We start from the raw sequence: 18624 nt of genomic DNA on the forward strand, positions 1-18624 counted from the left end.
CGCGTTTTTTGTATCAGCCTTTAACCAAGTTCTAAATTAATTAAACGCCAATATGATCATTAATCGTTATTTGTGCGACGACGGCGTTGGCCACTACCGCCAACAGATTCACGCTTTGCCCATGGGTTTTGCGCATTATCATCTGTTTTAGCTGCTGGCTTTTTAGAACCACCACGACGAGGGCCGGTACCATTACCACCATTGTTCGGCTTTTTACTGTTAGGCTTGCTGCTATCAGATTTAGGCTTATTAAAAGGCTGCTTTTTCTTAGGCTTTTTAGACGGCAGTGGGCGAGCATCTAATGCGCGCTCTGCTACTGGGTTAATAGGCTCAAAACCGTCTTCTTCAGCACGTGGGATAAGCTCACCAATAAAGCGTTCAATACCGTATAAATCAACAGCATCATCAACCGTTACAAACGAAATCGCATGACCCGATGCACCAGCACGGCCTGTACGGCCAATACGGTGAACGTAATCTTCATATACATTTGGTAAGTCGTAGTTAACAACATGCGGTAATTCAACAATGTCTAAACCACGTGCAACAATGTCTGTTGCTACTAGTACGCGTACTTCACCACTTTTAAAACCATCAAGTGCTTTAACACGTGCGCCTTGTGATTTATTACCATGGATGGCCGCGCCTACAATGTCATCGCGTTCAAGTTGTTTAACTAAGCGGTTAGCACCGTGCTTTGTACGGCTAAACACTAATACTTGTTGCCAATCGTTAGTGCGAATTAAGTGGCTTAGCAATGCTGTTTTACGTGTTTTATCTACCGCGTAAACGCACTGAGTAACACTTTTTGCAGTGGTATTTTTTGCTGCAACTGAAATTTCAACAGGATCATTAATTAACCCTTTTGCTAATGCACGAATTTCGTCAGAAAATGTAGCCGAAAACATCAAGTTTTGACGTTTAGCAGGCATTTTAGCAATTAAGCGTTTAATGTCGTGAATAAAGCCCATGTCTAACATACGGTCAGCTTCATCGAGTACAAGCACTTCAACGCTATCAAATTTAACTGCATTTTGATTATGTAAGTCAATTAAGCGACCCGGCGTTGCTACTAAAATATCAACACCTTTACGAAGACGCTGCATTTGTGGGTTAATTTTAACGCCACCGTAAACTACAAATGAGCTCACATCCGAATGCTTAGCGTACTCTTCAACGTTTTCGCTTACTTGCAAAGCAAGTTCACGCGTAGGCGTTAAAATAAGTGCACGTACGTGGTTACTTTTAGCTTTAGGGCCCGACGACAAACGCTCAATAAGTGGTAATGTAAAGCCTGCTGTTTTACCTGTACCTGTTTGCGCTGCTGCCATAACATCACGGCGTTCAATAATTGCAGGAATTGCTTGAGCCTGAATCGGCGTTGGCGTTTCATAGCCCTTTTCTAAAACCGCATTAACCAAAGACTGTGATAAACCTAAACCTTCAAAACTCATATAAACTCTCTTTTAAATAAGGCTACATTAGCCAGTTGCGCGCATTATACCTGTAGTAGCTAAGAATGCATGCCATTATTTACGTTGCGAGCAATTGAGCATAGTTTATTAAAATTAAACCAGTGCTCAAGTTGCTTAAAAATGCAAAAAACGGCCATGAGCCGTTTTTTGTTTATACTTAATTACTCTAAGTATTAGAGTTACTTAACACCTAACTCACGCAAACGTTCTTGCAAGTAGCTATCTGCCGTGTAGCGCTCTGAAAGCACAACATCTGGATGCGGGTGTAAAAATAACGGTAATGAAATACGCGATTTAGTAGATGCTTTACCCGTTGGGTTAATTACACGGTGAATTGTCGATGGGAAATACCCGCCCGACGCTTCTTGTAGCATGTCGCCGATATTAATAATTAAGCTGCCAAAGTCACATGGCACGTCTAACCAACCGCCATCTGTTTTTTGAACTTGTAAACCAGGCTCATTCGAAGCTGGTAATACAGTCAATAAATTAATATCGCCATGGGCTGCTGCGCGAATAGCACCTGGCTCTTCATCACCCGTCATTGGTGGGTAATGTAGGATACGTAATAATGTTTGCTCAGAATCGGCAATCATGTCTTTTAAATCAATTGAAAACTTAGCACGTACATCAGCTGGTGCTTCAGCCTGAACCCAGCTTAATAATGTGCCAGCAAATTCACTTGCTAAACGGTAGTATTCACGTACATCAGCTTCAAGCTGGGCAGGAACGCGACCTTTAGGGTACACATGAAAGTACTCTTTAATGTCTTTTATTGTAAAGCCTTTCGCTACTTCTGATACTGAAGGCGGAAAGTAACCGTCTTGAGTTTCTTTAGAGAATAAAAAGTCGTGCTTTTGCTCTGAGTTAAAAAAGTCTTGCCAATTTTTGTAAATAGACTCAACTAAAGACTGTGGGATTGGGTGGTTTTTTAAAACGCCAAATCCAGTATTTCTTAACGATTCAACAAATTGTGCAGCCGCATCGGGAGCTTTATAATCAACAGTAGGTAATTGCATTGTACGTTCCAGTGAATAGGTTGTGTGAAGTGAGTTGCTTTTAATAGTGCTAAATTACTTATATAAAGTAGCAAAGCCTTCATTATAGCGCTATGCGAGGATAGACAAATGACCTCAAAAACATAAGGACATATGTCCGCAAAGCATAGTCACCGCCACTTGGCTTGATCAAGATCAACTTATAAAAAAACGTTGAATTTGCAAGGTTTAGTACTTATATCTGGTCTACTAGGGCGTGCTGACCTTTGGTGGGTGAATTTGCAGCAGACTGTTTGGTATTTAAGCAAGGCAGAGCCTATGATGTGTGGTTGTTCCCCATAAATAGGCGATAACGCAGCATAAATGCCAAACATGCGCTACCCTTTGGGTTCTTTCTAGGGACGATTAACTCTTTGTTGCCTACATGGATGTAGGTAAGGGGCGTGAGCAGGACGCGGAAGCTTTGCTCGGTTTTTACTTAGTCCACTAGGTTACAAACCTCGCGCCGCGATTAAATCGCCCCTAGATTGAACAAATTTCAATCCACAACGGTCAACACGCCCTAATATAATGTATTTTATTTGTGTAAATAAGGCTCCCCATGCGACAAAAAGTATCTTTTAAAAGCGGCGATTTAGAACTTGCCGGCCAACTTGAACTTCCCTCTGGTGACGTTAAGTTTTACGCGCTATTTGCACACTGCTTTACCTGCGGTAAAGACATTGCAGCAGCCACTCGTATTAGCCGAGCTTTAACACAACAAGGCATTGCCGTACTACGTTTCGACTTTACCGGTTTAGGTAATAGCGATGGCGACTTTGCTAACAGTAACTTTTCATCAAACATTCAAGATTTAGTATCTGCGGCAAATCATTTACGTGAGCATTTTGCGGCGCCGCAACTACTCATTGGCCACAGTTTAGGCGGGGCTGCCGTTCTTGCTGCTGCGGAGCATATTCCTGAAGTATCGGCTATTACAACCATTGGTGCACCGTCAGATGCGCAGCACGTAGCGCATAACTTTGAAGCACACCTTGATGAAATTAACGCAGCAGGTGAAGCTAAAGTAAACTTAGCCGGTCGTGAATTTACTATTAAAAAACAATTTATAGACGATATAGCCAAGTACGATAAGAGCCACATTAGTAAACTTAAGCGCGCACTTTTAGTAATGCACTCCCCTATTGATGCGACTGTAAATATTAGTGAAGCTGAAAAAATTTATGCATCAGCCAAGCATCCTAAAAGCTTTATTAGCCTAGATAACGCCGATCACCTTTTAACAAATAAAAACGATGCCGACTACGCAGCACAAATAATTGCAACGTGGGCAAACCGTTATGTTAAGTACGACAAAACTAAATACACGGCAAGTTTAACGGGTGGCAATGTACTCGTTGAAGAAAAAGACCATGTATTTACTCAGCACGTAAGTACAAAAGATCATACTTGGCTTGCAGATGAGCCAATAAAAGTAGGTGGTAAAAACTTAGGTCCTGATCCGTATCATCACTTATTAGCGGGGCTTGGTGCCTGTACGGCCATGACACTGCGTATGTACGCTACACGTAAAAACTTACCACTGGAGCATGTAAAAGTAGAGCTTGATCACACTCGCGATTACAACAAAGATTGCGACGATTGTGAGCAAACAGGTAACCTTGAAGCCATTACCCGTAAAATCACCTTACGTGGCGACTTAACAGAGCCAGAGCGTCAGCGTTTACTCGAAATAGCCGACAAATGCCCAGTGCATAAAACACTACATAATAACCCTGTTATTGTTAGTGAACTGGTAAAGTAACTACATCCGGTAAATATAGCGCAGTTATTACTGCGTTATATTTAGTTGTTTATAAAGCAAACTTAAACTCTAAAATTAAATATAGGGGTTGAATAATAGGTACACTTTTAGTAGTTTACAATAATATTTAATAACCAAGGATCGGTATGAATAAAAATACTTACTACGAACGCAATAACTTTTCAATTTACGAAGTAACAAACAAAACAGGTATCGAGTTAACTCTATCTGAGCTGAAACAAATTGAATTAGCTATGCTAATTACCCCAAAAGCATTAACAACTTTTATTAATATATTGCACAATCCTGCTAACGCAGATGAAAAGAAAAATTCGAATCTATTATGAAACAATACGGTTTTATTAATTCAATTAAATTTGAGGCAACACGAACATTTTTAATTCGCCAAGCGCGTAAAGTAATTAACCTTATCGGCTCCATGCATTTGACCCCACAAAAACTTTATAAAAGCGCTGAATTTGGTGATGCTACCTATTATGATAGATACGGTATTATAGGATTTGGTAAGAGTTTTTTTAACGTAGGTACTGATCGAAAAGTAGATACTATTGTTCATGAGTTTAGCCACGCAGTCTGGACCTCTGAAGATACAGCCTATAACGCGAGAACTGCTATAAAAGATCTTAATTTCATTGCTCAAAGCGCACAGATTTATCAAACAAATGAAGACAGAGAGACCTTACTATATTCGGCATATCTTTTTGAAAATGCAGTACGAGCAGCCCAATGAAAATTTTAGTAAATATAATATTTTATTTAATTAGTTACTCTACTTTTGCCAACTCTGATGAGATTATCGAAGGTCCTATTGCTGCATCCTCTTATACATTTTGTCATTTAGATACTAAATGTATCACTAGTATAAGATTGGCGAATACTACGCCTTATCAAGTTAAGCTAAGCTCCCTCGCTTTCGATAAGCAGGGAATCGACTTAAACTCAATGTTTATATATGAAGTGGATGCATACTTCTCATTAAGAGCGGAAAATCCAGGTGCAAAAGTCCCTGAACAACCTATACAAGGACGGCGGCGTGCCCACAAACAATTATCCTCTATAGAGTTCGAACCGCTTGAAGTAAAGTTTATTGAGCTAAAAGGCATGGAAGAAAGGTTTGCTTTAAACCCTGAAAAAAAATACTTAGTAAGTACGATCACACCGTTCGTCAACTTGTACATTAACGGTAAATTTGCTGATATCATTACCATAAGAACCAGATATTCACTGTTAGCTATTCCTACTGAAGATATGGAAATAAAAGAACGACCAATAAAACAGTTTGCTACACCGCAAGGGTAACCTGCAATAATATACATGCTTTGTTTAATACCACTCAAAATTCTGCGTCAGCTTAAACCTTTATATATCAAGCCAGCTTAAAGTTGGCTTGATTATATCTTGCCTAATTATCTAAAAATCCCTCTACTTCTTTACTCATTCTATCCACCAGCCATTTTGGCCCGCCATCGTACATATCGTTATGACGCGATTTTTCTATCATTATTTGCGTAACAGAAAACTTATCCAGCTCTGAATCGATTAACAGCACATTCGCATCTGCTGGGTAATCACTACCGCGTAGAGTAAGTACGCGAATGTTTTTATTGCGCGGGATCAACATGCGGCGATGATCGAGCGTAATAATTTGGCTTACTTCATTGGGATAAATAGAGCCATATAATGCGGAAATATCCCCGCCGTTTGAGTGCCCAAATAAGGTGAGTTTTGTAAATTCGTATGCTGGGTATTTACTCGATAGCTCATTAACTAAAAACTTAAGCGTTACTACGCCACGATGCCAGTTTTCCATGCGAGTGGTTAAGTAAGGCTGCTCACGGTTTAAGTAAGGGTCACTTTTTAGCTCATGTGCAACGGCTATTGTTAAATATCCACGCTGATTAAACGCATTACTGGCAAACGTATACCCGTTATGGCTAATCCCGTAACCTGCGTTAATAAACGCTACAGGGCATTTTACTTGTTCAGTGCACTTAGCATTGTTACTTGGTAGTGTGATATTTATAGGAATAGTGCGATTACGGCTTTGATCAGTTATAAGGCCATCGTTTGCATAGCCTGTTGCGCCGATTACTGATTTACTTATTACTGGTGTACTTAGAGCTAGTGCACTTAATATAAAAAGCTTTTTAAGTGTTTTTTGCATATTTAAACTTATATAAATTATTGTTTTTAATTAAAAATAACTTTTACTTTATAGGTTTGCATTCTCTATTGTCAAACTATGCGATAATAGCCGCCATTGTTTAAATATATTTAGTAAAAGATCCAATAAATGAAATCATACAATAGCATTCAAGAACGCATAGAAATTTTAGAAGACAAACTAACTGCAATACATGACGAAATCGAAACACTAAAAACCCCTGCTAAAAACAACAATGAACGTATTATTTTTAAGTTTATTGAAACAGGCAGCACAGGTAAAACGAAGGATTTTGTTCGTGAGTTAGGTATTAAATCACCACGTGACGGTTTGTTTTCATCAGGTGACGTTACAAAACTAATTAAAGATGGCGCTGAAGATATTTCACCAGCGTTATTAGCAATCGCGAGACAACTTGCCAGTGCACGTAATAAAAATGGCCCTAGCCGTTAATTACGAAGTCACGCAGTATCTAGAAGCCCAGCTAAGCTGTCGCTTCTAGTTAGTAATCATATTAAACTAAATTAATCACAAAGCTCTATATTAAGGCTGGTAAGCAAATTAAGTGCTTCGAAGCGATCAAACTTAGCATTCGCTAACATATTATTATTCAAATCTATATTAAATGCTGTCGCACCTACAAAATCACATTTTGTTAGGTTAGTTTGAAAAAACTCACTATCGCGAAAATCTGTTCCTGTAAATTCACTACCGCTTAAATCAGCATGTCTAAAATCAACATTTTTGGCAAAGCAGTGTGTTAGTTTGAGGGCTTTGAGGGTTAATTCAAAAAAAGAACTATTACTGAGCTCGCAATAATTAAAGCTCACCGGTGCGTTAATACTAAGCGCTGGCCAATCCACGTCAGTCCATTGCAGACTATTTAATTTACAGTGGCTAAAACTTACATCTTCAAGCGAGCTGTAGTTCCATTTAAGTGACGATAAATTACAGTTTTTAAAGTTGCACTGTATAAATCGGCAATTTTTAAACTGTCCGTCTGAAAAGTCGCAATCGATAAATGTGCACTCTTCAAACTCAGAATTTTCAGTTAGTTGCTCTTCGTGCTGCAAAGCATTAAATTGCTCGTCGAAGTAGTGATTATTATTTGAAATTGACACTATTATCCTAGTTTTTAATGGGCATAGACGCTATTTTTAGGTAAATCTTTTTTAAGCGCAAGCACTGCAATAAAAATCAAAGCAAATAGTGGAAATAGCGCTAAACAGCCACCCACAAAAGCTAAAACCCCAGGCATAGTACTTTTACGCTTACCTATTTTGTAGCTAATTACAGCAAAAATAGGAATACTCAGCACAATAAAAAAAACTAAGAACTCACCAAATAGGGTTGCATTGATCGACATAATAATTCCTTTTTCGTCTGTTCGGTTAAAATACACTCTGCTGCAAATTTAACCACAAAAAAAACCTTAAGCATATAACTTAAGGGTTTTTAAATTTAGCTCAATAAGCTAAACAAAAATTACTCTTCGCTAGGTATCGCTTTTTCAACAACACTAATTGCAAGCTCAGCTAACGAATCAAGGTTAGGTTTGCTTGGTGCGTTGGTTAATAAACACGACGCTTGTGTTGTTTTAGGGAAAGCAATAACGTCACGAATGTTATCGGTACCACATAAAAGCATTGCTAAACGGTCAAGACCAAATGCTAAACCTGCATGTGGTGGTGTACCGTATTTAAGTGCATCAAGTAAAAAACCAAACTTGTCTTGTTGCTCTTGCTCGTTAATACCTAAAATTCTAAATGCAGTTTCTTGCATATCTGCATTATGAATACGTACCGAACCGCCACCCACTTCGTAGCCGTTCAATACCATGTCGTAGGCATCTGAAATAGCCGCAGCTGGATTTGCTTCAAGCTCACTTGCAGTAATATCTTTTGGTGCAGTGAATGGATGATGCACAGCATGTAATGTGCCTTCGTCATCTTCTTCAAACATTGGGAAGTCTACAACCCAAAGTGGTGCCCAACTATTAAGGTTAGTGATTTCTAAGTCAACACCAATCTTAACGCGCAGTGCGCCCATTGCTTCATTTACTGTGTTGCGCTTATCGGCACCGAATAAAATGATATCGCCAGACTGAGCATTAGTACGCTCAAGTAATTTAGTAATTACGTCTTCGCTTAAAAACTTAGCCACTGGTGATTGAACACCTTCAGCGCCTGCAGTGTGGTCATTTACTTTCATCCACGCCATACCTTTAGCGCCGTAAATACCAATAAACTTAGTGTAATCGTCAAGTTGTTTACGAGAAAGCTTAGCGCCACTCGGTACAGTTAATACAGCAACACGACCTTTTTCGTCGTTAGCTGGACCTGAGAAAACATTAAACTCTACGTCTTTAACTAAATCTGCAACATCAACTAATTTCATTGGGTTACGTAAATCTGGCTTATCAGAACCGTAAAGACTCATTGCCTCGCTGTAAGGCATGATTGGAAAATCGCCTAAATCAACGTTTAGCAATGTTTGCCACATCTCGCGGATCATTTTTTCAGTCATACCACGTACTTGATCAGAGCTCATGAACGAGGTCTCTATATCTATTTGGGTAAATTCTGGTTGGCGATCAGCACGTAAATCTTCATCACGGAAACATTTAACAATTTGGTAGTAACGGTCAAAACCCGACATCATCAACAATTGCTTAAATAACTGTGGAGACTGTGGTAAAGCGTAAAAACTACCTTTATGAACGCGGCTTGGCACTAAGTAATCGCGTGCGCCTTCTGGCGTTGCTTTAGTAAGTACAGGTGTTTCGATGTCTAAAAAGCCGTTTTCATCTAAAAAGCGACGAACAAAGCTGCTTGCTTTAGCACGTAATTTAATACGGTCACTCATTTCTAGACGACGTAGGTCTAAGTAACGGTATTTTAAACGACGCTCTTCTGAGTTTACTTGGTTAAAATCAAGTGGAAGCGGTTCAGAGCGGTTAATAATTGTAAGCTCAGTACCTAAAACTTCAATTTCACCTGTTGCCATATCTTTATTTACTTGGCTATCAGGGCGTGCACGTACAGTACCCTTTAGCTGAACACAAAATTCTTGGCGAAGTGTGTTAGCTGAACTCATTAACTCTTCAATGTCAGAGTCGAATACAACTTGTACTAAACCTTCTCTATCGCGTAAATCGACAAAGATAAGTCCACCAAGGTCACGTCGTTTGTTGATCCAGCCACATAGTTCAACTTCTTGATCTACGTGAGTTTTATTTAGCTGTCCGCAATATATAGAGCGCATAGTTTTCCTGTCAGATAAAAGGCTTAAACGGTTATATTTATTTGTTTTAAGGCGTGTGATTTAAAAAACAGGTCACCACAATACAAATAAAGCCGCTAGCAATCTAAAAATAATCAAATTAAGCCCTGCATTATACTCAACTAACATTAAGATGCTAGGGCGTGTGCCGCTTTTGCCCCTGAATTTACAGCAGCTCGTTTTGTTATTTGCTACACTATCGCCACTTTATAATAAGGCGCTAGTTTGTATGTTATATATTGGATGCCCGCAGTGGTCGAGTAATGCATGGAAAGGCAATTTATTTTCAAGCCAATGTAAAAACGCCGATATGCTTAGCCAATACGCCCAACACTTTAACTCTGTTGAAGGTAATACCAGCTTTTACGCTGACCCATCGCCAAGTACCGTATTGCGCTGGGCAAACAGCGTACCCGATGATTTTAAATTTACGTTTAAGTTTAATCGTCGCTTTAGCCACGAGCTGCATCTTACTAATGTTCAAACCGAGCTTACTGATTGGCTTAACTTGTTCTCCCCTATTTTAGAAAAAACCGGGCAAATCATGCTGCAATTACCTAAAACATTTGGCCCTGGTGACTTACCCAAACTCGCCCAATTTATTAGCCTGTTACCAAAAGAGGTTAATTACGGTGTAGAGGTACGTCATACTGCGTTTTTTCAAAAGGGTGAAGCCGAAATAGCGCTTAACCAATTATTAATGGCAAACAACATAAATCGTATATCGATGGATACTCGCGCCCTATTTGCGGTAAAACCAACAACCGAAGCGCTAATAGATGCACAGCAAAAAAAGCCCCACTTACCGGTACATGCAATAGCTACTGGCTCAGAGCCTATGGCGCGCTTTGTAATAGCCGATTTACAAAACGACTATAAACCCTTTTATAAACCGTGGCTAAGTAAAGTAAAACAATGGCTTGATGAAGGAAAAACCCCTTATGTGTTTTTTCATACGGCAGATAACCGAGAAGCGCCGTTATTAGCAAGGCAGTTTTGCAAAGACCTTGGTTATGATCACAAAGCATTAAACCCATTTACTGGCGCAAAAGAAGCCCACCAGCAAGCACTTTTTTAAAAGTAAAACGACAGAGAAACAATAATGAGTGAATACGCACGTTACTTTACCGGCTACCCAGCTAACATTGTTGAGCAAGTATTAAGCCTTATAGATAACAACAAGGTATGTGACTACTTACTTAAAAAGTATCCGCAAGCACATACCATTACTAGCGATAAACTACTTTATAACTACGCAACCGAGCTTAAAAAACAATATTTAAAAAATGCGCCACCATTTGGTCGTGCGGCGTTTAAAAAACAAGGCGACATGGTGACCAATGCACTCGGTACACATACGTATCGAATGCAAGGTAAAACCCGTAAGCACGATTTAGCGATAAACAGCGACTTGCTCCGCGCTCCCGAGCCGTTATTAAAAGCGTTAGTGGTACATGAGCTCGCCCACTTTAAAGAAAAAGACCACAACAAAGGTTTTTATCAACTTTGCTGCCACATGGAGTCGAGTTATCACCAGCTAGAGTTAGATTTAAGAATTTTTTGTGTGGTAGTCGCAATGGGAGAAAATCCTTATTTATGAGTACTCTTAGATGCTTTAGCTGGACGTTGGCTAGGAAAGTGATTGAAATATTCTTTTGTATGTTTCAAAGTATTTTGATATTGAAATGAATTTTCATAATTGATTTGGTTAATAATAGTTATATCCAATCCAACGAACATAGGGTGATTATAATCAACCGAAGATTTTAAAACAGACAACCGCGGATCATCAATATACATATGAATAACAAGTCCATCATGATAGAAGCGATATATATTCTCACCTCCATTAATATCCATCTTGTGCTTAAATGGTGCTAAATTGACTGTATGACCTTTTGTAGATAACTGAACCAAGCTAATTGGAAAAATAGCTCTATTATCTTCCTTCTCACCAACTATAATCTGTCTAAGAAGTTCAATGTTTTTTGCATTTAAATTAACTTCACTAAATGCCGAAATTTTTGTTACTGCAGCTCTCCACAAAAGGCTAAGAAAGTATTTTCTAATTAATTTGGGTCTTTGAAATTTTACTAGTCTGAGGCTATTTAGCTGTTTGGCAGAGTTTGCTTTAAATAAATGACTAGACCAAACCAAACCTAAACCTCGAAGCTCCTCAATAGCTAAGGTATCTAAATACGCTAAAATATCTTCACCTTTTTGGGTCACTATATTTGGGTCATACCAGCTATCACTTGCTTTGCCATAAAAGGGTCCGCGATTAGTCACTTTTTTTTCAATAAATTTATTCCCTGAAATGTTTGGCCTAGTTAGGGATTTCGGTATTATGTGCGACTTTACAAACCTCCCAACTTCTTTTGTAAGCTTGCAATCACCATTTTCCGTATCAGTCATTTAAAATATCCTTACTAATACTAAAGAGAATTTATATTTTGGTTAATAAAAAACGCGATATCAAATCGCGTTTTTATGGGTCGTATCAACCTACTAAAAGCTGATAGCGAAGAGTTGATAGAGCAGTCGTTGGGTTTCGTTTCTCTCAACCCAACCTACGTAAATAGACTTAAAGCCCTAGGCCTGCCATAAAATCATCATCGCCATCATCTTGTTCTACTGCTTTAGATGATTTTTCTTTGTCCGCTTTTTTACGTGCTTCGTTTTCAATTATGTCATCTGGGTCGAGTGCTTCTGCAATATCAAAGTCGTGTAATTTAATGAACTCTGTTTTATCCATTGCTAATTCCAAGTAGAAAATATTTTGCTTACTTGTGGTGAATGTTACGCGGCGAGCTTGCGGGCGATCCATTGTGGTATCTACCGATATTTGCACTTGCTTGTTTATTGCCATCATTTTTGGCTGGTTTTGTGTAATTGAAGTATGTAATTGCTCACGCACTTTAGACGTAAAGTCGCCAACAATTTGATTCATCAACTCGCCTAGTACGTTAGACACATCGTCTGATAAATGGCTATGCGCTATTTCTTCTTCTGGCATTCCCATGTTACGCATGTAATCGCCATAAATTTCCATCGCCGCTTGCGAAGTAAAGTTGGTAATTACGAGCCCTGTAAAACCGCCGTCAAATAAAACAAAGCAACCAATATCTGGTCGCATACATGTACGTGTTATTTTTTGCACCATGGCTGAGTAGCTAATACCATTACCGCTGGCTGATGTGAGTACACCTGTCACTGAATGACAAAGGGTTGCTAATATATCATCTGTGCTGATGACCTTACTTTTGCTCATTTAATCTTCTCTTTTGTACTTATTATTCATAATTCTAGTCAAGCTACTGAATTTATCACTGACTATCCAGTATAAAATGTTAAAATAGCGCCATTATTTACAAAGAGACTGCCTTCGTGACCATAAAAGACAGTATTTATGCCTCTGAGCAACAAGTAAAAGATTTTAGCTTTGATCAAAATGTAGTCGAAGTTTTTCCAGATATGATCCAGCGCTCTGTACCTGGCTACGCAACGATTGTCAGTACAATGGGTAAACTTGCGGGTGAATACGCACAAAGTAACTCAAATCTTTATGATTTAGGCTGCTCTTTGGGCGCAGTCACGCTTAGCATGCGCCGTAACATTCGCACCGATAACTGCCATATAATAGCGGTAGATAACTCTCAAGCTATGGTTGAGCGTTGTAAGGTGCACTTACAAGGTTTTAAATCGGATGTGCCGGTTACTGTTACTTTGGGCGATATTAACGAGCTTGAGATTCAAAACGCATCGGTTGTGGCAATGAACTTTACACTGCAATTTATTCCACATGCGCAGCGCCAAGCCGTGCTTGAAAAAATATACGCTAATCTTAAACCTGGTGGCGTGCTACTACTTAGCGAAAAAATTAAAGCCGAAAACGAGCAATGCGATAACCTATTAATTGATTTGCACCACGACTTTAAACGTCACAATGGCTACTCAGAGCTTGAAATAAGCCAAAAGCGTACCGCCATCGAAAACGTTATGCGCCCAGATACACTAAGCGCTCACTTTACTCGCTTACAAGATATTGGTTTTAGCCAAACTCAAGTGTGGTATCAATGTTTTAATTTTTGCTCAATGGTAGCAATTAAATAAAGAGAGTCATCCATGTCTCAATGGTTTAACCAATTTTACGCATCTATCGCACAAAGCCCACTTAGTCACTGGCTAGAAACCCTCCCTGCTCAATTAAAACATTGGCAAAACGAGGCTAGCCATGGTGATTTGCCTAAATGGCAAAAAGTACTTAAAAACTTGCCTGAGGTGGAAACTTCCCATGTTGATATTTCTACTAAGGTAGAAATTGGCGCCCCAGGAGAGATGAGTGATGGCGAGCAAAAGCAAGCCATGCATTTATTAAAACGCATGATGCCATGGCGCAAAGGCCCATTTAGTGTGCACGGTATTGAAATAGATACAGAGTGGCGCAGTGATTGGAAGTGGGACCGCCTGCTTCCTCATATTGAGCCACTAAAAGGCCGCACTGTTTTAGATATTGGTTGTGGCTCAGGGTATCATTTATGGCGTATGCGCGGTGAAGGCGCAGAGTTTGTCGTGGGTATTGATCCATCTGATTTATTTTTATGTCAGTTTCAGGCAATTAAACACTACAACCCAGATGAAAACGTACATTTACTGCCACTAGGCGTAGAAGCATTACCCGAGCTTAAAGCGTTTGATACTGTTTTTTCTATGGGTGTACTTTATCATCGTCGCTCACCTATCGACTTTTTAGCGCAGTTAAAAGCGCAGCTTCGCCCAGGCGGCGAACTCGTACTTGAAACCCTAGTAATTGAAGGCGACGAAAACACGGTATTAGTCCCAACCGACCGCTACGCTAAAATGCGCAACGTTTGGTTTATTCCAAGTACTGCAGCATTAAAACTGTGGATGGAACGCGTTGGCTTTAAAGATGTGCAAATAAAAGATTGCGCTATTACCACGCTTGAAGAGCAACGCAAAACCGGCTGGATGGAAAACGAATCGTTAATCGACTTTTTAGATCCAAACGATACAAGTAAAACAATTGAAGGCTACCCCGCTCCACTTCGAGCCATATTAACCGCAAAAGCATAGCTGTTAATTTAACGCCTTTAATACTAAAAAAACGCCTACGGGCGTTTTTTTGTTTATTTAAACAACAAACAGCGGACAAGTGTCCTTGTTAATTATTTCAAAATTACATTTACGCTAGCCGCGACCTTGCAATTGTTGTAAAATACGCGCGTTTCTAAGCAACCCAAAACAACTATTTTGAGGAAAACCTGTGAGCGAACAAAAACAGTCTCTAAGCTATAAAGACGCGGGCGTAGATATCGACGCTGGTAATGCACTTGTTGAGCGTATTAAAGGCGTAGTTAAAAAAACTCGTCGTCCTGAAGTAATGGGCGGAATTGGTGGTTTTGGCGCACTTTGCGAAATTCCTGAAGGCTACAAGCAACCAGTATTAGTTGCAGGCACAGATGGCGTTGGTACTAAACTACGTTTAGCAATCGACTTAAAAAAACACGATACGGTTGGTATTGATTTAGTTGCAATGTGTGTAAACGACTTAATTGTTCAAGGTGCTGAACCCCTGTTTTTTCTAGATTACTATGCAACTGGTAAACTAGATGTAGACACAGCAGCTGACGTAGTTACAGGTATTGGCAAAGGTTGTGAAATTTCAGGTTGTGCCCTAATTGGTGGCGAAACAGCTGAAATGCCAGGTATGTATGATGGTGAAGACTACGACATGGCAGGCTTTTGTACAGGCGTTGTAGAAAAATCAAAAATTATTGATGGCACAAAAGTAGCAGCAGGCGATCAGCTTATTGCACTTGCTTCAAGCGGTCCTCATTCAAATGGCTTCTCTTTAATTCGTAAAGTACTTGAAGTGTCAAAAGCTGATACCAGCGCTGACTTTGAAGGTAAAACATTAGGCGAAACTCTACTTGAGCCTACGCGTATTTACGTAAAACCTTTACTTGAGTTATTCAAAAGCGTTGACGTACATGCGCTTTCGCATATTACTGGCGGCGGTTTTTGGGAAAACATTCCACGCGTATTACCCGCTTCAGCAAAAGCTGTAGTTAAAGGTGATAGCTGGCAGTGGCCACCAATTTTTAATTGGTTACAAGAAAACGGCAACATTACTACACACGAAATGTACCGTACATTTAACTGTGGTGTAGGCATGGTTTTAGTAGTCCCTGCTGACAAACTTGAGCAAAGCTTAACAATGCTAAAAGACTTGGGCGAAAATGCATGGCACCTTGGTGAAATTCAAGATGCAGCGCCTGGCGAAGAGCAAGTTGAAATTGTAGGTGGTGCTAAGTAATGGCACCGACTCGTCTGGTAGTTTTAATCTCAGGTAGTGGCTCTAATTTACAAGCCATCATAGATGCCTGCGAACGTGGCGAGATAAACGGACATATAGCGGCTGTTATTAGTAATAAAGCAGACGCTTATGGCCTAGAGCGTGCAAAACAAGCAGGTATTGCTACAAAAGTGCTCAGTCATAAAGATTTTGACTCGCGCGAAGCGTACGATGCGCAATTAATGAACGTTATCGACTCTTTTATGCCAAATCTAGTTGTATTAGCTGGGTTTATGCGTATTCTTACTCCTGGCTTAGTGCAAAAATATGTTGGAAAAATGTTGAACATTCATCCATCTTTGTTGCCTAAGTATCAGGGGCTGAATACCCACCAAAGAGCAATTGATGCAAAAGATGATGTTCATGGCGTAAGTGTTCACTTTGTTACTGAAGAATTAGACGGCGGTCCCGTTATTCTTCAGGCGCAAATACCTGTACTCAAGGATGATACAGCAGAAACATTAGCAAAACGCGTGCATGAGCAAGAGCATATAATTTATCCTTTGGTGGTCAAGTGGTTCAGTGAACACAGACTTACTATGGAAGCAGATTATGCAGTTCTTGACAAAAAACAACTTCCTGCACACGGCGCGCACTACCCACAATAAAAAAATAAGTGCCCTGTTGTTATGTGCGGGCGCTTTACTTCCAACTAGCCTAATTGCAGGCGAATTGACTCAGTATCAAGCAAGCTATGATATTTTACGCAAAGGTAAAAATCATGGTGAGGCCGTACGTGAGCTTAAAAAATTAAGCGAAGACAACTACGTACTTACTTATCACAGTAATATTGAGTGGATGATTTTTTCTGACTCTCGCGAAGAAACCTCAAAGTTTACGTACAAAGATGGCAAGGTTACCCCGCATCATTACAATATGATCCGCACTGGTACAGGCCCAGATAAAGATTACAAAATTGATTTTGATACAACATACAAAGTAGTGACTAGCAGCGCTAGCGAATACCCACTTAAATGCGAATGGACTGATGAATTTCAGGATGCTATTTCGTACCAAGTGCAAGTGCGCGAAGGATTGAAAAAAGGCGAAACAAGCTTTTCATTCCCCCTTATAGATAAAAAAGGTAACCGCCGCGACTACAACTTTGAAGTATCTGGCACCGAGATGATTTCGTTGCCTATCGGTAATGTAGAAGCTATTAAAGTAAAGCGTTTATACGATAACGATAAACGCCAAGCAATTGCATGGTTTGCGCCAGAAATGGATTACATGCTGGTACGTATGTGGAAAGGCGAAAAAGGTATGGAGCAGTTTGAAGTTCAAATGAATTCATTTACTGTTACTGCGCCTACAGCTGTTGCGCCTGTAACAGCACAACAACCTCAAGAAGCTAACTAAATTTAATTAAACCAAAGTTAAACTAGGACCTGTTGAGCTTTCAGGATTAAAATTTGTTCAACCTAGGGGCTATTTAATCGCGGCGCGAGGTTTGTAACCTAGTGGGCTAAGTAAAAACCGAGCAACAAAGAGTAAATAGCCCCTAGGCAGAACCCTTCGGACAGCGCATGTTTGGCATTTATGCTACGTTATCGCCTATTTATGGGGAATAACCACACTACATAGGCTCTGCCTTGCCTAAATACCAAACAGCCTGCTGCAAATTTAACCTCGAAAGGTAAACAGGTCCTAATATTTAAAATAGGTGGGCTAAATTAGCTCACCCATTTTAAACAATGCAAATTCCCCAGGCTCCATTTTTTGCCAGCGCTCATCATTCGTCAAAGGCCTTGTAGCTATAACCGTTACAACATCGTTTGGTGTGGTCTCTTGTTGAAAATCAACCACCATGTCGGCATCAATCAACGTGGCTTTACCAAATGGCGCACGGCGCGTTATGTAATGTAAGTTATTAGTGCAATACGCTAAAACAAACACCCCATCGGTCAATAATATATTGAACACGCCTTTTTCGCGCAGCGTATGCGAAAGCTTAGCGGCGTATCTAAAAACCGACGCCATATTAGATGGACGTTTTGGATATTTTTCGCGAATTTTATCAAGTAACCAACAAAAAGCGAGTTCGCTATCGGTGTTACCTACTGGCCGATAGTACTCTGTTTTTAAATCATGATAATTAGATAATTGCCCGTTATGTGCATAGGTGAGCTCGCGCCCCCACAACTCTCGTGTAAACGGATGGGTGTTCTCAAGGCACACTCTCCCACGGTTCCCTTGGCGAATATGGCTAATAACCGAGACACTTTTAATGGGGTATGCTTTAACAAGCTTCGCTATTTCAGATTGATAACTCGGCTCAGGATCTTTAAAGGTTCTGCAGCCTTTACCTTCGTAAAATGTAATACCCCACCCATCTTTATGCGGGCCGGTATTTCCACCGCGCTCTAAAAGGCCTGAAAAACTAAAACAAATATCGGTAGGCACATTGGCTGACATGCCAAGTAATTCACACATTAATAAAATAACCCTTAAAAACCATACATTAAAATAAATAGCGAATATTTGTGTATTAAGCGTACACTAAA

General features: G+C 39.9%; 21 protein-coding genes. 12 read left to right on the top strand and 9 right to left on the bottom strand.

Annotated elements, in window-relative coordinates:
- Positions 1–59: 59 nt before the first annotated feature.
- Positions 60–1454 (bottom strand): DEAD/DEAH box helicase, encoded by a 1395-nt coding sequence (locus GQR53_RS13100; RefSeq protein ID WP_165744138.1) that lies wholly within the window; start codon positions 1452–1454, stop codon positions 60–62.
- A gap of 200 nt (positions 1455–1654) precedes the next feature.
- Positions 1655–2494, bottom strand: coding sequence for a 2OG-Fe(II) oxygenase family protein (locus tag GQR53_RS13105; protein ID WP_008172584.1), 840 nt, complete (start codon positions 2492–2494; stop codon positions 1655–1657).
- 580 nt (positions 2495–3074) lie between these two features.
- Here GQR53_RS13105 and GQR53_RS13110 point away from each other — a divergent pair.
- The 4 genes from GQR53_RS13110 (at position 3075) to GQR53_RS13120 (ending at position 5597) form a co-directional block, all read left to right on the top strand.
- The gene (locus GQR53_RS13110; protein ID WP_165744139.1) at positions 3075–4277 is read left to right on the top strand and encodes a bifunctional alpha/beta hydrolase/OsmC family protein; all 1203 of its coding nucleotides are present in this window, start codon (positions 3075–3077) and stop codon (positions 4275–4277) included.
- A 146-nt stretch (positions 4278–4423) separates the two neighbouring features.
- Entirely contained in the window at positions 4424–4624 is a 201-nt protein-coding gene (locus GQR53_RS21150) for a hypothetical protein (protein WP_240917472.1), read from the top strand.
- The gene (locus GQR53_RS13115) at positions 4621–5028 is read left to right on the top strand and encodes a M35 family metallopeptidase (RefSeq protein ID WP_240917473.1); all 408 of its coding nucleotides are present in this window, start codon (positions 4621–4623) and stop codon (positions 5026–5028) included. The genes GQR53_RS21150 and GQR53_RS13115 overlap by 4 nt, the downstream gene beginning before the upstream one ends.
- The gene (locus GQR53_RS13120) at positions 5025–5597 is read left to right on the top strand and encodes a hypothetical protein (protein ID WP_165744140.1); all 573 of its coding nucleotides are present in this window, start codon (positions 5025–5027) and stop codon (positions 5595–5597) included. Before GQR53_RS13115 ends, GQR53_RS13120 begins: the two co-directional genes overlap by 4 nt.
- Before the next feature lie 103 nt (positions 5598–5700).
- Here GQR53_RS13120 and GQR53_RS13125 read toward each other — a convergent pair whose 3' ends face one another.
- Positions 5701–6462: an alpha/beta hydrolase gene (locus GQR53_RS13125; RefSeq protein ID WP_165744141.1), complete on the bottom strand. Its 762-nt coding sequence runs from the start codon at positions 6460–6462 to the stop codon at positions 5701–5703.
- A gap of 129 nt (positions 6463–6591) precedes the next feature.
- Here GQR53_RS13125 and GQR53_RS13130 point away from each other — a divergent pair, with 129 nt between their 5' ends.
- Positions 6592–6915 carry a hypothetical protein gene (locus tag GQR53_RS13130; RefSeq protein ID WP_007377991.1) on the top strand — a complete coding sequence of 108 codons (324 nt, stop codon included), beginning with the start codon at positions 6592–6594 and terminating at the stop codon, positions 6913–6915.
- Positions 6916–6986: 71 nt separating this feature from the next.
- Here GQR53_RS13130 and GQR53_RS13135 read toward each other — a convergent pair whose 3' ends face one another.
- The 3 genes from GQR53_RS13135 to aspS form a co-directional block, all read right to left on the bottom strand.
- On the bottom strand, positions 6987–7583 hold the full coding sequence (locus tag GQR53_RS13135) for a pentapeptide repeat-containing protein (RefSeq protein ID WP_165744142.1): 597 nt from the start codon (positions 7581–7583) through the stop codon (positions 6987–6989).
- Between the two features lie 14 nt (positions 7584–7597).
- Complete coding sequence (locus tag GQR53_RS13140; protein ID WP_002959972.1) at positions 7598–7828, bottom strand: hypothetical protein; 231 nt, start codon at positions 7826–7828, stop codon at positions 7598–7600.
- 119 nt (positions 7829–7947) lie between these two features.
- The gene (gene aspS / locus GQR53_RS13145) at positions 7948–9726 is read right to left on the bottom strand and encodes an aspartate--tRNA ligase (RefSeq protein ID WP_165744143.1); all 1779 of its coding nucleotides are present in this window, start codon (positions 9724–9726) and stop codon (positions 7948–7950) included.
- A gap of 247 nt (positions 9727–9973) precedes the next feature.
- On the opposite strand from aspS, the gene GQR53_RS13150 reads away from it, so the two are divergent.
- Together GQR53_RS13150 and GQR53_RS13155 are read left to right on the top strand one after the other, a co-directional pair.
- Positions 9974–10822 carry a DUF72 domain-containing protein gene (locus GQR53_RS13150; RefSeq protein WP_165744144.1) on the top strand — a complete coding sequence of 283 codons (849 nt, stop codon included), beginning with the start codon at positions 9974–9976 and terminating at the stop codon, positions 10820–10822.
- Between the two features lie 24 nt (positions 10823–10846).
- Positions 10847–11344 (top strand): YgjP-like metallopeptidase domain-containing protein, encoded by a 498-nt coding sequence (locus tag GQR53_RS13155; RefSeq protein WP_165744145.1) that lies wholly within the window; start codon positions 10847–10849, stop codon positions 11342–11344.
- Here GQR53_RS13155 and GQR53_RS13160 read toward each other — a convergent pair.
- Complete coding sequence (locus tag GQR53_RS13160; protein ID WP_165744146.1) at positions 11335–12159, bottom strand: hypothetical protein; 825 nt, start codon at positions 12157–12159, stop codon at positions 11335–11337. The two genes, GQR53_RS13155 and GQR53_RS13160, sit on opposite strands and share 10 nt — an antisense overlap.
- Before the next feature lie 169 nt (positions 12160–12328).
- Positions 12329–13015 carry a DUF3334 family protein gene (locus GQR53_RS13165; protein WP_165744147.1) on the bottom strand — a complete coding sequence of 229 codons (687 nt, stop codon included), beginning with the start codon at positions 13013–13015 and terminating at the stop codon, positions 12329–12331.
- Positions 13016–13131: 116 nt separating this feature from the next.
- Between GQR53_RS13165 and cmoA the strand changes: the two genes are divergently transcribed.
- The 5 genes from cmoA to GQR53_RS13190 all read left to right on the top strand — a co-directional run bounded on the left by cmoA (position 13132) and on the right by GQR53_RS13190 (position 17479).
- Positions 13132–13857: a carboxy-S-adenosyl-L-methionine synthase CmoA gene (cmoA, locus tag GQR53_RS13170; protein ID WP_007378000.1), complete on the top strand. Its 726-nt coding sequence runs from the start codon at positions 13132–13134 to the stop codon at positions 13855–13857.
- 12 nt (positions 13858–13869) lie between these two features.
- The gene (gene cmoB, locus GQR53_RS13175; RefSeq protein ID WP_165744148.1) at positions 13870–14838 is read left to right on the top strand and encodes a tRNA 5-methoxyuridine(34)/uridine 5-oxyacetic acid(34) synthase CmoB; all 969 of its coding nucleotides are present in this window, start codon (positions 13870–13872) and stop codon (positions 14836–14838) included.
- Between the two features lie 190 nt (positions 14839–15028).
- The gene (purM, locus tag GQR53_RS13180) at positions 15029–16081 is read left to right on the top strand and encodes a phosphoribosylformylglycinamidine cyclo-ligase (protein WP_165744149.1); all 1053 of its coding nucleotides are present in this window, start codon (positions 15029–15031) and stop codon (positions 16079–16081) included.
- Positions 16081–16728, top strand: a complete 648-nt coding sequence (gene purN / locus GQR53_RS13185; RefSeq protein WP_002959994.1) for a phosphoribosylglycinamide formyltransferase — start codon at positions 16081–16083, stop codon at positions 16726–16728. The genes purM and purN overlap by 1 nt, the downstream gene beginning before the upstream one ends.
- A 16-nt stretch (positions 16729–16744) precedes the next feature.
- The gene (locus GQR53_RS13190; RefSeq protein WP_165744158.1) at positions 16745–17479 is read left to right on the top strand and encodes a DUF3108 domain-containing protein; all 735 of its coding nucleotides are present in this window, start codon (positions 16745–16747) and stop codon (positions 17477–17479) included.
- Between the two features lie 309 nt (positions 17480–17788).
- Here the strand turns inward: GQR53_RS13190 and GQR53_RS13195 are convergent, their stop codons facing one another.
- Complete coding sequence (locus tag GQR53_RS13195) at positions 17789–18553, bottom strand: class II glutamine amidotransferase (protein ID WP_165744150.1); 765 nt, start codon at positions 18551–18553, stop codon at positions 17789–17791.
- Positions 18554–18624 lie beyond the last annotated feature (71 nt).

Source organism: Pseudoalteromonas sp. Z9A6 (assembly GCF_011378805.1).
Taxonomy (GTDB): Bacteria; Pseudomonadota; Gammaproteobacteria; order Enterobacterales; family Alteromonadaceae; genus Pseudoalteromonas; species Pseudoalteromonas distincta.

What these genes read in the sequence shown, in the direction of transcription:
- GQR53_RS13160 (WP_165744146.1), bottom strand. Translation starts at nt 12,159, where the DNA reads ATGACTGATACGGAAAATGGTGATTGCAAGCTTACAAAAGAAGTTGGG.
- GQR53_RS13150 (WP_165744144.1), top strand. Translation starts at nt 9,974, where the DNA reads ATGTTATATATTGGATGCCCGCAGTGGTCGAGTAATGCATGGAAAGGC.
- aspS (WP_165744143.1), bottom strand. Translation starts at nt 9,726, where the DNA reads ATGCGCTCTATATATTGCGGACAGCTAAATAAAACTCACGTAGATCAA.
- GQR53_RS13155 (WP_165744145.1), top strand. Translation starts at nt 10,847, where the DNA reads ATGAGTGAATACGCACGTTACTTTACCGGCTACCCAGCTAACATTGTT.
- GQR53_RS13115 (WP_240917473.1), top strand. Translation starts at nt 4,621, where the DNA reads ATGAAACAATACGGTTTTATTAATTCAATTAAATTTGAGGCAACACGA.
- GQR53_RS13195 (WP_165744150.1), bottom strand. Translation starts at nt 18,553, where the DNA reads ATGTGTGAATTACTTGGCATGTCAGCCAATGTGCCTACCGATATTTGT.
- GQR53_RS13110 (WP_165744139.1), top strand. Translation starts at nt 3,075, where the DNA reads ATGCGACAAAAAGTATCTTTTAAAAGCGGCGATTTAGAACTTGCCGGC.
- GQR53_RS13140 (WP_002959972.1), bottom strand. Translation starts at nt 7,828, where the DNA reads ATGTCGATCAATGCAACCCTATTTGGTGAGTTCTTAGTTTTTTTTATT.
- GQR53_RS13165 (WP_165744147.1), bottom strand. Translation starts at nt 13,015, where the DNA reads ATGAGCAAAAGTAAGGTCATCAGCACAGATGATATATTAGCAACCCTT.
- GQR53_RS13120 (WP_165744140.1), top strand. Translation starts at nt 5,025, where the DNA reads ATGAAAATTTTAGTAAATATAATATTTTATTTAATTAGTTACTCTACT.
- GQR53_RS13125 (WP_165744141.1), bottom strand. Translation starts at nt 6,462, where the DNA reads ATGCAAAAAACACTTAAAAAGCTTTTTATATTAAGTGCACTAGCTCTA.
- purN (WP_002959994.1), top strand. Translation starts at nt 16,081, where the DNA reads ATGGCACCGACTCGTCTGGTAGTTTTAATCTCAGGTAGTGGCTCTAAT.
- cmoB (WP_165744148.1), top strand. Translation starts at nt 13,870, where the DNA reads ATGTCTCAATGGTTTAACCAATTTTACGCATCTATCGCACAAAGCCCA.
- GQR53_RS21150 (WP_240917472.1), top strand. Translation starts at nt 4,424, where the DNA reads ATGAATAAAAATACTTACTACGAACGCAATAACTTTTCAATTTACGAA.
- GQR53_RS13130 (WP_007377991.1), top strand. Translation starts at nt 6,592, where the DNA reads ATGAAATCATACAATAGCATTCAAGAACGCATAGAAATTTTAGAAGAC.
- GQR53_RS13105 (WP_008172584.1), bottom strand. Translation starts at nt 2,494, where the DNA reads ATGCAATTACCTACTGTTGATTATAAAGCTCCCGATGCGGCTGCACAA.
- GQR53_RS13100 (WP_165744138.1), bottom strand. Translation starts at nt 1,454, where the DNA reads ATGAGTTTTGAAGGTTTAGGTTTATCACAGTCTTTGGTTAATGCGGTT.